This window comes from Enterobacter cloacae complex sp. 2021EL-01169 (genome assembly GCF_020733125.1).
GTDB classification, from domain to species: domain Bacteria; phylum Pseudomonadota; class Gammaproteobacteria; order Enterobacterales; family Enterobacteriaceae; genus Enterobacter; species Enterobacter roggenkampii.
Genome location: NZ_JAJFTC010000002.1, coordinates 751,327 through 763,689, shown reverse-complemented (window position 1 = coordinate 763,689; position 12,363 = coordinate 751,327). Strand labels below are relative to the sequence as shown.

12 protein-coding genes, 1 other RNA gene and 1 pseudogene are annotated in these 12,363 nt (G+C 57.5%); 10 read left to right on the top strand and 4 right to left on the bottom strand.

Features of this window, described 5'->3' with window-relative positions:
* Positions 1-5: 5 nt before the first annotated feature.
* Positions 6-1,052, bottom strand: coding sequence for a PLP-dependent cysteine synthase family protein (locus LLF79_RS10040; protein WP_008503308.1), 1,047 nt, complete (start codon positions 1,050-1,052; stop codon positions 6-8).
* Between the two features lie 115 nt (positions 1,053-1,167).
* On the opposite strand from LLF79_RS10040, the gene LLF79_RS10035 reads away from it, so the two are divergent.
* From LLF79_RS10035 to amtB, 5 genes are all read left to right on the top strand, one after another.
* Positions 1,168-1,626 (top strand): Lrp/AsnC family transcriptional regulator, encoded by a 459-nt coding sequence (locus tag LLF79_RS10035; RefSeq protein WP_008503307.1) that lies wholly within the window; start codon positions 1,168-1,170, stop codon positions 1,624-1,626.
* A 30-nt stretch (positions 1,627-1,656) separates the two neighbouring features.
* Positions 1,657-3,429 carry a SmdA family multidrug ABC transporter permease/ATP-binding protein gene (locus LLF79_RS10030; protein WP_025912630.1) on the top strand — a complete coding sequence of 591 codons (1,773 nt, stop codon included), beginning with the start codon at positions 1,657-1,659 and terminating at the stop codon, positions 3,427-3,429.
* Positions 3,422-5,203, top strand: a complete 1,782-nt coding sequence (locus LLF79_RS10025; RefSeq protein WP_227879453.1) for a SmdB family multidrug efflux ABC transporter permease/ATP-binding protein — start codon at positions 3,422-3,424, stop codon at positions 5,201-5,203. The genes LLF79_RS10030 and LLF79_RS10025 overlap by 8 nt, the downstream gene beginning before the upstream one ends.
* A 220-nt stretch (positions 5,204-5,423) precedes the next feature.
* On the top strand, positions 5,424-5,762 hold the full coding sequence (glnK, locus tag LLF79_RS10020) for a P-II family nitrogen regulator (protein WP_008503304.1): 339 nt from the start codon (positions 5,424-5,426) through the stop codon (positions 5,760-5,762).
* A 35-nt stretch (positions 5,763-5,797) separates the two neighbouring features.
* Positions 5,798-7,087, top strand: a complete 1,290-nt coding sequence (amtB, locus tag LLF79_RS10015) for an ammonium transporter AmtB (RefSeq protein ID WP_008503303.1) — start codon at positions 5,798-5,800, stop codon at positions 7,085-7,087.
* 95 nt (positions 7,088-7,182) lie between these two features.
* Here amtB and tesB read toward each other — a convergent pair whose 3' ends face one another.
* Positions 7,183-8,043: an acyl-CoA thioesterase II gene (gene tesB, locus LLF79_RS10010; RefSeq protein ID WP_023293157.1), complete on the bottom strand. Its 861-nt coding sequence runs from the start codon at positions 8,041-8,043 to the stop codon at positions 7,183-7,185.
* A gap of 203 nt (positions 8,044-8,246) precedes the next feature.
* On the opposite strand from tesB, the gene LLF79_RS10005 reads away from it, so the two are divergent.
* Positions 8,247-8,774 (top strand): YbaY family lipoprotein, encoded by a 528-nt coding sequence (locus LLF79_RS10005; protein ID WP_227879452.1) that lies wholly within the window; start codon positions 8,247-8,249, stop codon positions 8,772-8,774.
* 32 nt (positions 8,775-8,806) lie between these two features.
* Here the strand turns inward: LLF79_RS10005 and LLF79_RS10000 are convergent.
* Positions 8,807-9,204, bottom strand: a pseudogene (locus LLF79_RS10000) (MGMT family protein).
* Between the two features lie 84 nt (positions 9,205-9,288).
* Here LLF79_RS10000 and ffs point away from each other — a divergent pair.
* The 3 genes from ffs (at position 9,289) to LLF79_RS09985 (ending at position 10,111) form a co-directional block, all read left to right on the top strand.
* An RNA gene (gene ffs, locus LLF79_RS09995) (signal recognition particle sRNA small type) lies at positions 9,289-9,385 on the top strand.
* A 262-nt stretch (positions 9,386-9,647) separates the two neighbouring features.
* Positions 9,648-9,899 (top strand): hypothetical protein, encoded by a 252-nt coding sequence (locus tag LLF79_RS09990; protein WP_021241644.1) that lies wholly within the window; start codon positions 9,648-9,650, stop codon positions 9,897-9,899.
* Positions 9,896-10,111 (top strand): hypothetical protein, encoded by a 216-nt coding sequence (locus LLF79_RS09985; protein WP_008503298.1) that lies wholly within the window; start codon positions 9,896-9,898, stop codon positions 10,109-10,111. The genes LLF79_RS09990 and LLF79_RS09985 overlap by 4 nt, the downstream gene beginning before the upstream one ends.
* An 83-nt stretch (positions 10,112-10,194) precedes the next feature.
* Here the strand turns inward: LLF79_RS09985 and LLF79_RS09980 are convergent, their stop codons facing one another.
* The gene (locus LLF79_RS09980) at positions 10,195-11,616 is read right to left on the bottom strand and encodes a PLP-dependent aminotransferase family protein (protein ID WP_063615622.1); all 1,422 of its coding nucleotides are present in this window, start codon (positions 11,614-11,616) and stop codon (positions 10,195-10,197) included.
* An 86-nt stretch (positions 11,617-11,702) separates the two neighbouring features.
* On the opposite strand from LLF79_RS09980, the gene LLF79_RS09975 reads away from it, so the two are divergent.
* Complete coding sequence (locus LLF79_RS09975) at positions 11,703-12,314, top strand: YitT family protein (protein ID WP_021241642.1); 612 nt, start codon at positions 11,703-11,705, stop codon at positions 12,312-12,314.
* The last annotated feature ends 49 nt before the right edge of the window (positions 12,315-12,363 follow it).

The window sequence follows — 12,363 nt, the reverse complement described above, 5'->3', positions numbered from 1 at the left end:
TTTTTTTATTTCAGCAGTTGAGCAATCTGCGCCTTCCAGGGGGCGATATCACCGATGTTGGCCTGCACCCACTCCGCATTGTAGTAGGTCTCGAGATAACGCTCGCCGCTGTCGCACAGCAGCGTGACGATGGAACCGGTGCGTCCCGCTTCGCGCATACGTGCGGCAAGCTGCAGCGCGCCCCACATATTGGTGCCCGTCGAGGCGCCCACTTTGCGGCCCAGCTGCGTTTCCAGCCAGTGCGCCGTTGCCACGCTGGCGGCATCCGGCACGCGCATCATCTCGTCCACCACGTCGGGGATGAAAGAGGGCTCGACGCGCGGACGGCCAATCCCTTCAATTTTACTCCCCACCGGGCTGCGCAGACCGGCATCGCGGTTTTGCCAGTAGTCGAGGAACACGGAGTTCTGCGGGTCAACTACCATCAGCTGGGTATCGTAACCCTGACAGCGGATATAGCGTCCGATCGTGGCTGACGTACCGCCGGTACCGGCGCTCATCACAATGTAGGACGGAACCGGATGCGGTTCGTGGGTCATCTGGCGGAAGATACTGTCGGCAATGTTGTTATTACCGCGCCAGTCCGTCGCGCGCTCGGCGAAGGTGAACTGGTCCATATAGTGGCCGTTCAGCTCACGGGCCAGCATTTCGGAGGCGGCGTAGATTTCGCAGGCGCTTTCCACAAAGTGGCAGCGACCGCCGTAAAATTCGATCTGTTCGATTTTGCGTTTTGCGGTGCAGGAGGGCATCACCGCAATAAACGGCAGGCCCAGCAGGCGGGCGAAATAGGCTTCGGACACCGCCGTTGAACCGGAAGAGGATTCAATGATGGTGGTGCCTTCTTTAATCCAGCCGTTACATAAACCGTATAAAAACAGCGAGCGCGCCAGGCGATGCTTCAGGCTGCCGGTAGGATGGGTGCTTTCATCTTTCAGATAGAGCTGAATGCCGTCAAATCCCGGCAGGGAAAGGCGAATCAGGTGCGTATCCGCCGAGCGCTGATAGTCGGCATTGATTTCGCTGATCGCATGTTTAACCCAGGTGCTATTCATCGTCGTTATCCGTTTGTCATTTTGTGCCTAGCATAGCGAAAAGCACAGAAAAAATTGTTGCTATCTGGCCTTTAAAATAGAATTAAGGGAGAAAAATTTTCTCTGTGAGGTGGGTATGCTAGATAAAATTGACCGCAAGCTCCTTTCATTGCTGCAAAGTGACTGTACCCTCTCTTTGCAGGCGCTGGCAGATGCCGTTAATCTGACCACCACCCCGTGCTGGAAGCGGCTTAAGAAGCTGGAAGATGACGGTATTCTTCTGGGGCGCGTCGCGCTGTTAGATCCTGAAAAACTGGGGCTTGGGTTGACGGCATTTGTGCTGATAAAAACCCAGCATCACAGCAGCGAGTGGTATTGCCGCTTCGTTACCCAGGTGTCTGAGATGCCCGAAGTGCTCGGTTTCTGGCGTATGGCCGGCGAGTACGATTACCTGATGCGCGTCCAGGTGGCCGACATGAAGCGTTATGATGACTTCTACAAGCGGCTGGTGAACAGCGTGCCGGGGTTATCGGACGTCACCTCAAGCTTCGCCATGGAACAGATTAAATACACCACAGCATTACCCATTGAATAACTTCGTAAAATACCTTCAGGAACAAACCGCGTGCGATTATTTGCCCAATTAAGCTGGTACTTTCGTCGGGAGTGGCAACGCTACCTCGGTGCAGTCGCCCTGCTTATTATTATTGCTATCCTGCAGCTGATCCCGCCGAAAGTGGTGGGCTACGTCGTGGATGGCGTCACCGAACAGCATTACACCACCGCACGGGTGTTGATGTGGGTTGGCACGCTGGTGCTGACGGCGGTCATTGTTTATCTGCTGCGCTACGTCTGGCGCGTGCTGCTGTTTGGTGCGTCCTATCAGCTGGCCGTTGAGCTGCGTGAGGATTTTTATCGCCAGCTGAGTCGACAGCATCCCGAATTTTATCTGCGCCATCGCACCGGGGATCTTATCGCGCGCGCGACTAACGACGTCGATCGCGTGGTCTTTGCCGCCGGGGAAGGGGTGCTGACGCTGGTGGACTCGCTGGTAATGGGCTGTGCGGTGCTGATCGTCATGTCCACGCAGATCAGCTGGCAGCTGACCCTGCTGGCGCTGCTGCCGATGCCGCTCATGGCGCTGGCGATCAATCGCTACGGCGAACAGCTGCACGAGCGCTTCAAGCTGGCGCAGGCGGCGTTTTCGTCGCTGAACGATCGCACCCAGGAGAGCATGACCAGCATCCGCATGATCAAAGCGTTTGGTCTGGAAGACCGGCAGTCCGCGCTGTTTGCCGCCGATGCGGCCGACACGGGGGCGAAAAACATGCGCGTCGCGCGTATTGACGCGCGATTTGATCCAACGATTTATATCGCAATTGGCATGGCAAATATGCTGGCGATTGGCGGCGGGAGCTGGATGGTGGTGCAGGGCACGCTCACCCTGGGCCAGTTGACCAGCTTTGCCATGTATCTGGGGCTGATGATCTGGCCGATGCTGGCGCTGGCCTGGATGTTTAACATCGTGGAGCGCGGCAGCGCCGCCTACAGCCGTATTCGCGCCATGCTGGCCGAAGCGCCGGTGGTCAATGACGGCAGCGAAGCGTTGCCGGAAGGACGCGGCGTCATGAAAGTCGACGTCCGCAAGTTTATCTATCCGCAAACGGAACATCCGGTACTGGAGAACGTCAGTTTTACCCTTCAGCCGGGCCAGATGCTCGGCATCTGCGGCCCGACGGGCTCCGGTAAAAGTACCGTACTCTCGCTGCTCCAGCGCCACTTTGACGTCACGCAGGGCGATATTCGCTTCCATGATATTCCGCTCACCAGCCTGCTGCTGGATGAGTGGCGTGGTCGCCTGGCGGTTGTCAGCCAGACGCCGTTTCTTTTTTCTGACACCGTGGCGAACAACATCGCGCTTGGGTGCCCTGCGGCAACGCAGGAAGAGATCGAGCATGTGGCGCGTTTAGCCAGCGTGCATGATGACATTTTGCGCCTGCCGCAGGGCTACGAAACGGAAGTCGGGGAACGCGGCGTCATGCTGTCCGGCGGGCAAAAACAGCGTATCTCCATTGCCCGCGCGCTGCTGCTCAATGCGGAAATCCTGATTCTGGACGATGCGCTCTCCGCCGTTGACGGCCGTACCGAGCATCAGATCCTGCATAACCTGCGCCAGTGGGGCGACGGACGCACGATAATTATCAGTGCCCACCGTTTGTCAGCGCTTACCGAAGCCAGCGAAATTCTGGTTTTGCAGCACGGCCATATTGCCCAGCGCGGGCAGCATGAAACGCTTGCCGAGCAGCCGGGCTGGTATCGCGATATGTACCGCTATCAGCAGCTTGAGGCGGCGCTGGACGATGCGCCGGAGCAGGATGAGGAGGCCGCCAATGCGTAAGCTCGGAACGATGTGGCCGACGCTCAAACGTCTGCTGGCCTACGGCTCGCCGTGGCGTAAACCGCTCTCCGTTGCCGTGCTTTTACTCTGGATTGCGGCGATTGCCGAAGTGAGCGGACCGCTGCTCATCAGCTATTTCATCGACAATATGGTCGCCAAAAGCTACCTGCCGCTCGGGCTGGTGGCGGGGTTAGGCGTGGCCTACGTTGGCTTACAGCTGATGGCGGCAGGATTGCACTATGCGCAGTCGCTGCTGTTTAACCGTGCAGCCGTGGGCGTGGTTCAGCAGTTGCGTACCGATGTGATGGACGCGGCGCTTCGCCAGCCGCTCAGCGAGTTTGATATCCAGCCGGTTGGGCAGGTGATTTCGCGCGTGACCAACGATACCGAGGTGATCCGCGATCTGTACGTCACCGTGGTGGCAACCGTGCTGCGCAGCGCGGCGCTGATTGGCGCGATGCTGGTGGCGATGTTCAGCCTCGACTGGCGCATGGCGCTGGTGGCGATCACCATCTTCCCGGCGGTGCTGATCGTCATGGTGATTTACCAGCGTTACAGCACGCCAATTGTGCGCCGGGTGCGCGCCTATCTGGCCGATATCAACGATGGCTTCAACGAAGTGATCAACGGCATGAGCGTCATCCAGCAGTTCCGCCAGCAGGCGCGCTTTGGCGAGCGCATGGGCGAAGCCAGCCGTTCGCACTATATGGCGCGTATGCAGACGCTGCGCCTGGACGGTTTCCTGCTGCGACCGCTGCTGAGCCTGTTCTCGGCGCTGGTGCTTTGCGGGCTGCTGATGCTCTTTGGCCTGAGCGCAAACGGTACGATTGAAGTGGGTGTGCTGTACGCTTTCATTAGCTATCTGGGACGCCTTAACGAGCCGCTGATCGAACTCACTACGCAGCAATCGATGCTGCAACAGGCGGTTGTCGCCGGTGAGCGCGTCTTTGAGCTGATGGACAGGCCGCGCCAGGCCTACGGCAATGACGAGCGACCTCTGCAAAGCGGGGCTATCACCTTTGATAACGTCTCGTTTGCCTATCGCGAAGACCGTCTGGTGCTGCAGGACATTACGCTCGATGTGCCGTCACGCGGTTTCGTCGCGCTGGTGGGCCACACCGGCAGCGGTAAAAGCACGCTCGCCAGCCTGCTGATGGGCTACTATCCGGTCACGCAAGGCGAAATCCGCCTCGACGGACGCCCGCTCGCGTCGCTCAGCCACACGGTGTTACGCAAAGGCGTTGCGATGGTGCAGCAGGATCCGGTCGTGCTGGCCGATACCTTCTACGCCAACGTAACCCTGGGACGGGACTATTCAGAGGCGCAGGTTTGGGCGGTACTGGAAACGGTGCAGCTGGCAGAGCTGGCGCGCGGGTTTAGCGACGGGATCAACACGAAGCTGGGCGAGCAGGGCAACAATCTCTCCGTGGGGCAAAAACAGCTCCTGGCGCTGGCGCGCGTCCTGATTGAAACGCCGCAGGTGCTGATTCTGGACGAAGCGACGGCCAGCATAGATTCTGGAACCGAGCAGGCGATTCAGCAGGCGCTGGCCGCCGTACGCGACCACACGACGCTGGTGGTGATTGCTCACCGGCTCTCCACCATCGTCGACGCGGACACGATTCTGGTGCTGCATCGCGGACAGGCCGTGGAGCGCGGTACGCACCGCGAGCTGCTGGAAGCACAAGGGCGCTACTGGCAGATGTACCAGCTGCAGCTGGCGGGCGAAGAGCTGGCCGCCAGCGTGCGTGATGAAGAGTCCCTTAGCGCCTGATGCACTAAAATGAGGCGCCGCGCTAACAGTCATTCCTGTTGGTGCAAAACTGAAACGCACCCTGCACCGGCATGGTGCGTTTTTTTTCACCGGTTCATTTATCAGAACCGTGTAACGCACATCGCACCGCGATTCTCTCACGTTTTCATTTCTGGCACATCCCTTGCAATACCTTCCGCGTAAGCTGCGGCCATTACCGAATTCTGACTGGAGGGGATCTATGAAGCTGGTTACGGTTGTAATCAAACCATTCAAACTCGAAGACGTGCGTGAAGCATTGTCTTCAATGGGTATTCAGGGACTGACTGTCACCGAAGTGAAAGGCTTTGGTCGTCAGAAGGGTCATGCCGAGCTTTATCGCGGGGCGGAATACAGCGTTAACTTTCTGCCAAAAGTAAAAATTGATGTCGCGATTGCTGACGATCAGCTTGATGAAGTCATTGATGTCATTAGCAAAGCGGCCTACACCGGCAAAATTGGCGACGGCAAAATTTTCGTTGCCGAACTGCAGCGCGTCATTCGCATCCGTACCGGCGAATCTGACGAAGCGGCACTGTAATTAACGCCTGGCACACAGTGATAGGGATCGAGAAAATGAAGATAGCAACACTTAAAACGGGTCTGGGTTCGCTGGCGCTGCTGCCGGGCCTGGCGCTGGCTGCTGCCCCTGCGGTGGCCGACAAAGCCGATAACGCCTTTATGATGATCAGCACCGCGCTGGTGCTGTTCATGTCCATTCCGGGCATTGCGCTGTTCTACGGCGGTCTGATCCGTGGCAAAAACGTTCTCTCCATGCTGACGCAGGTTGCCGTGACGTTTGCACTGGTCTGCGTGCTTTGGGTGGTTTACGGTTACTCTCTGGCGTTCGGCACGGGTAACGCGTTCTTTGGTAACTTCGACTGGGTGATGCTGAAAAACATTGAACTGACCGCGCTGATGGGCAGCTTCTATCAGTATATTCACGTGGCGTTCCAGGGCTCGTTCGCCTGCATTACCGTCGGGCTGATTGTGGGCGCGCTCGCCGAGCGCATTCGTTTCTCTGCGGTCCTGATCTTCGTGGTGGTCTGGCTGACGCTCTCCTATGTGCCGATTGCGCACATGGTCTGGGGCGGTGGTCTGCTGGCCACGCACGGCGCGCTGGACTTCGCGGGCGGTACCGTTGTCCACATTAACGCCGCGGTCGCGGGTCTGGTGGGCGCTTATCTGATTGGCAAACGCGTGGGCTTCGGTAAAGAGGCGTTCAAACCGCACAACCTGCCGATGGTCTTTACCGGTACTGCGATCCTCTACTTTGGCTGGTTTGGCTTCAACGCCGGCTCAGCAAGTGCGGCCAACGAAATCGCCGCGCTGGCCTTCGTGAACACCGTTGTGGCCACGGCGGGTGCAATCCTCTCCTGGGTGTTTGGCGAGTGGGCGGTGCGCGGTAAACCTTCCCTGCTGGGTGCCTGTTCAGGTGCGATTGCCGGTCTGGTTGGTATCACCCCTGCGTGTGGTTATGTCGGTGTCGGCGGCGCGCTGCTGGTCGGCCTGGTGTCGGGTCTGGCGGGTCTGTGGGGCGTCACCGCACTGAAACGAGTTCTGCGCGTGGATGACCCTTGCGATGTGTTCGGCGTGCACGGCGTGTGCGGGATTGTCGGCTGTATCATGACCGGTATCTTCGCGGCGAAATCGCTCGGTGGCGTGGGCTACGCAGAAGGCGTCACTATGGTTCATCAGGTGCTGGTGCAGCTGGAAAGCATCGCTATCACCGTGGTGTGGTCTGCGGTCGTAGCATTCATCGGCTACAAGCTGGCGGACATGACGGTCGGTCTGCGCGTACCGGAAGAGCAGGAGCGCGAAGGTCTGGATGTGAACAGCCACGGCGAGAATGCGTATAACGCATGATCTGAGTGTCTTGCCGGGTGGCGGCTTCGCCTTACCCGGCCTACAACAGCACAAAACGTAGGCCCGGTAAGCGTCGCGCCACCGGGCTTTTTACATCAACCTCTGTTACGCATCACCCCTTCCTGCACCGTTGAAGCGACCAGCACGCCGTCCTGAGTATAAAACTCCCCACGCACAAACCCGCGGGCGCTGGATGCCGACGTACTCTCCACGCTGTAGAGCAGCCACTCATTCATGTTGAAGGGACGGTGGAACCACATCGAGTGATCGATCGTCGCGACCTGCATCCCTTTTTCGAGGAAGCCGACGCCGTGCGGCTGCAGCGCCACCGGCAGGAAGTTGAAGTCAGACGCATAGCCCAGCAGATACTGGTGGACGCGGAAATCTTCCGGCACGGTGCCGTTGGCGCGGATCCACACCTGGCGCTTTGGCTCGGCGGTGTGGCCCTTCATCGGGTTGTGGAACTCGACGGGGCGGATCTCAAGCGGCTTATCGCAGAGAAACTTCTCTTTGACCTGCGGCGGCAGAAGATGCGCCAATGCGCGAGCGATATCCGTTTCCGATTTAAGATCGTCCGGCGAGGGAGCAGGGGGCATGACCTTCTGATGCTCGTAGCCCGGCTCCGGCGCCTGGAAAGAGGCGGTCATGTAAAAGATCGGCTTACCGTTCTGAATGGCCGCGACGCGGCGCGCGCTGAAGCTGTTGCCGTCTCGCAGAACTTCAACGTCATACACGATGGGTTTCGCGCTATCGCCAGGGCGTAAAAAGTAGCTGTGGAATGAATGCACCAGACGGTCTGCCGGGACAGTCTCCTTTGCAGCGTACAGCGCTTGTCCAACGACTTGCCCACCGAAGACTTGGCGCAAGCCTAAATCTTCGCTCTGTCCGCGAAAGAGTCCTTCCTCAATTTTTTCCAGATTCAGTAATGTCAGCAGATTGTTCAGTGCCTGACTCATAGTTGTCCTCAATAAACGCCGTAGCGAAAGATAGGCAGAGTATAACGCAGAAATGAAAGTGGTCCGATGGGTAGAATAATCTGAATATCGGGATGATTTCAGGCATTAATCAGTGAGTTGTGCCACACTTAAAAACGTTATGTGATTGAAACGACATCGGATGGGATCGATCCCGCTGGTGCATTGATGATAAGGAGACTTCAATGAAACTCGTGCCTATGCTAAGTGGTGTAGCGATTGCGGTGGCGTTGTCCGCCTGTGCCGGTAAGAGCGCCCAGGTGCCAGTGCCAGCAGCTGACCCGAACGGGATTAATACCCTTTCGCAGCAGTCCATTCAGCAGCCTAACGTTTCCGGTACCATCTGGATTAAACAGAAAGTTGCGTTGCCGCCTGATGCGGTATTAACGGTGACGCTGTCTGATGCTTCCCTGGCCGACGCGCCGTCGAAAGTCGTGGCCCAGCGTGCCGTCCGTACTGAAGGCAAGCAGGCGCCGTTTAGCTTCGTGTTGCCGTATAACCCGTCGGACGTGCAGCCTAATGCCCGTATTCTGCTGAGCGCAGCGGTAACCATCAACGGTAAGCTGGTGTTTATCACCGATACGGTCCAGGAAGCGATTAACAACGGTGGAACCAAAATCGACCTGAACCTGGTGCCAGTACAGCAGACCGAAGTGCCGGTCGCACCGCAAACCAATCAGCCGTCTCTGTCAACCCCACCGACGCAGATGTAATGTGGTTATTCCCCTCTCCTTCGGGAGAGGGGTCAGTACACCCACCGGTACTTCTGTAAATCGATCTGACCCGACCCTGACACCTGCACCCCTTCTGAAAGTAACGCCTGACGCTGACGCTGGAGATCCGGCCCGGTGAGTGAGATGGCGCCATGACGGTTCACCACCCGATGCCAGGGCAACGTACTGCCTTCCGGCAGCCGTTTCAGGACGCCTCCAACCTGTCGCGCCGCGCGCGGGGAACCGGCCAGGCGCGCAACATCACCATAGGTGGTGACATAGCCTTCCGGGATTGAAGCCACGATTTGCCATACGCGCTGTGGAAAAGAGTCCTGCTCGTCCATACCTTCACCTGCGGGGAGTTTCTGGAGAGCCATGGTAAACGAAGATCGCCCTGATTGCTGCGCCTGTTTGCGCAAGAAACCAGCATCCGGTTCCTGGCGGCTTGCAATTGGGCCTTCGCACAGGGATAATGCGCCAGCGCGTTGGTTATCAACGCTCTCAATGGGGGCTCTGTTGGTTCTCCCGCAACGCTACTCTGTTCACCAGGTCAGGTCCGGAAGGAAGCAGCCAGGGCAGACGACGTGTGTGCCGGGATGTAGCTGGCAGGGCCCCCACCCATTTCTGAGCCTCTGCGTTCTTCCCTGATTTTTGCCTCTTCCCTGGACGTTATTCCCTAATAAGATTATGCCTATAGCATGTAATATATATTTCATCGTGCTGAAATATTATTGTCATAAACTTGTAATAATAGTCGGGCATTTTATTGTTGGCCGTCTATTTTCTTGCATAACTCAAAAAAATATATATCTGGATAACATTGTTAACTTCGTGTATTAAATAAAGTACTTATTCCGAAGGGAAGTGATAAACATGGCTACAGCGGTATTAAACGTTAAGATTGATGACGCGCTAAAAGAAAGGCTTCGCCACTATGCGGAAGTGAATAACGAGAATTTAAGCGTGACGACAGAGAAACTGCTGCTGCTGGCGTTCGAGGCAGTAGAAGAGGCGGGAGTATCGGAAGAGGATATTGATAATCAGCATACGGAAGAAGAGAATGTTTCTCCATTTACTCCTAAAGAAATCAAGGCTCTACGTAAACTTCTGAAGAAGAGAAAATGAAACAACAACTGTCTACTGCCAGTGACTACAAAGAGGCCTGCGATTTGTTGCGTTCAGGCTACGTGAAGCATGTACGTCTTGGCTGGAATGTCGGAAGTGATGAGTTCTTTCGTATTGCGTCTGACTGGTGTGATACTGGCGCAAAAATAAAGAAAGACGGTGAAAACTTCGTTATTTCACTGAAAGGGTTTCCTATTCCTGCTCAGCATTAATTCCGGACTGGTGAAAACTGCTGACTGTATCCATGACAGTCAGCAGTTTTTATTTTTTATGATCGGCTTCAAACTTTTTGCTATTAAATCACGCTGCGTTTAACGGCTGGCACGTTTTTATTCAGAGCGAGCCATAACGGTTTAATCCTCAGCAGCGCCTGTTCAAGCTCTGTCGGCTCGAGCGAGAAGGGCATCCGCAAATAGCGGTCAAACGCACCCGATAAACCAAACCGCGTACCGGTCCCCAGATTTATCCCCAGAATCTCAGCCCGCGCGGCAAGCTGCGTCGCCAGCATGCCGGGGAGCTCAATCCAGTATGAGAGCCCGCCCTCTGCTTCATGGAATGTCCACTCCGGGAAATGTTCACGCAGCAGTTCACCGCATCGATCGCGTCGTTCCGCCAGCATTTTGCGGCGTGCGGGTAGAAACGTCTCGCTGTTGTTGATGAGCCACAGCGCCGCCAGCTGTTCCAGCAGCGGCGAGCCTAAATCCAGCGTATCGCGCGTCTGGGCAAGCGTGGCGATCGTGCGCGAGGACGCGCGGATCCAGCCGAGACGCAGCCCGCCCCAGAAGCTTTTTCCGGCAGAACCTAAGGTGATGACGTTGGCCTGCGGGTTAAAGGAGGCCAGCGGGGGCGGAGGAGGGGCGTCAAACCAGAGATCCACCATCGTTTCATCCACCACCAGCGTCGTACGGGTTTGCGCAGCAATATCGGTAATGGCCTGACGGGTCGCGACATCCATGCAGCGCCCGGTGGGGTTATGAAAATCAGGCATCAGGTACGCCAGGCGCGGCGCGGTCTGGGCAAGCGTGGCGGCGAAACCGTCCGTATCCCAGCCCGTTTCCGGCAGCGACACCCCCACGGGCCGACACTGCGCGCCCTGAATGGCGGCAATCGCCAGCGGATAGGTGGGGTGATCGACCACGACGCGATCTCCCGGCCCGGTCATCATCCGCAGGACCAGCGCGAAGCCGCTGACGGCGCCATTGACCACCATTACTTCGTCCGCGCGGGTGGGAAGACCCCGCGCGGTGTAGCGCGCAGCGATGGCCTCCCGCAGCGTCGGGAGCCCTAGCTGATCGTAACCCGTCAGCGCGAGGTGCTGCGTAATGGCCGTGAGCGCGTGGGTATACGCCTGGTGGATTTCCGGCCCGGCATTGAGGGCGGCAGTGGAGAGATCCAATGCGGCACTCGCCGCGGAAAGCGTGGGAACGGCGCGCGTATCCGGGAGGATCACGCGTGACCCGCTGCCGTGGCGGCTTTCAAGATATCCTTCCTCGCGCAGATGGGCGAGGGCGCTGCTGATGGTGGTCCGGCTCACGTCCAGCGCCGTGGCCAGCTCGCGCTCCCCCGGTAGCCGTGTATTCAATGCCAGACGTCCGTCAAGGATTAACAGGCGCAGCGCATCGGCCAGCTGTCGCCAGAGCGGCGTGCGGGATGAGGTTTGCTGCCAGTGGCCTAAAAGGCGTACCAGAGACTGGCTTCCGAAGCGACGTGACGACATGTGCAGTCCACTATTTGAAAACTGGACATTAATCATAGTGCCATTTTAGGTCAGGATGAAAGTCTGGTTCACTGGAGAAGATAAAAATGGTACGTCGTCTGCTACAACTCTATGTCGGTTTAGGGCTGTATGGCCTGTCCACCGCGATGTTTATTCGTTCCGATTTGGGTGTCGATCCCTGGGATGTTTTTCACCTTGGGGTGGGGATACAGCTGGGGATGACTATCGGGACGGTGATCATTTTAACCGGTGCTGCGGTGCTGCTGCTGTGGATCCCCCTGCGCCAGATGCCGGGCCTGGGCACCATCAGCAACGTGATTTGTATCGGTCTGGCGGCGGATGCCAGCATGGCGCTGATCCCGGAACTGGACTCGTTACCTGTGCGCATCGCTTTCCTGGTGTCGGGTATCGTGATGAACGCAATTGCGACCAGCATGTACATCGGCGCCGGTTTTGGGCCTGGCCCGCGCGACGGCCTGATGACCGGCATTCATGCCCGGCTGGGATGGTCCATTCGCAGCGTGCGTACCTCCATTGAGGTGTCCGTCCTGCTGATTGGGTGCGTGCTTGGCGGCACGTTTGGGGTGGGAACGGTAGTGTACGCCCTGACCATTGGCCCACTTATCCAGCTCTGTCTGCCCTGGTTCCGCCAGAAGCCGAGCGTTGCTGAAATTGCGCAGCCGGAGCGGGTTGTTTAATTTTGCGAAGCGCTCACATGTTTTAACGGCGTCGCTGTGCCACAATAAT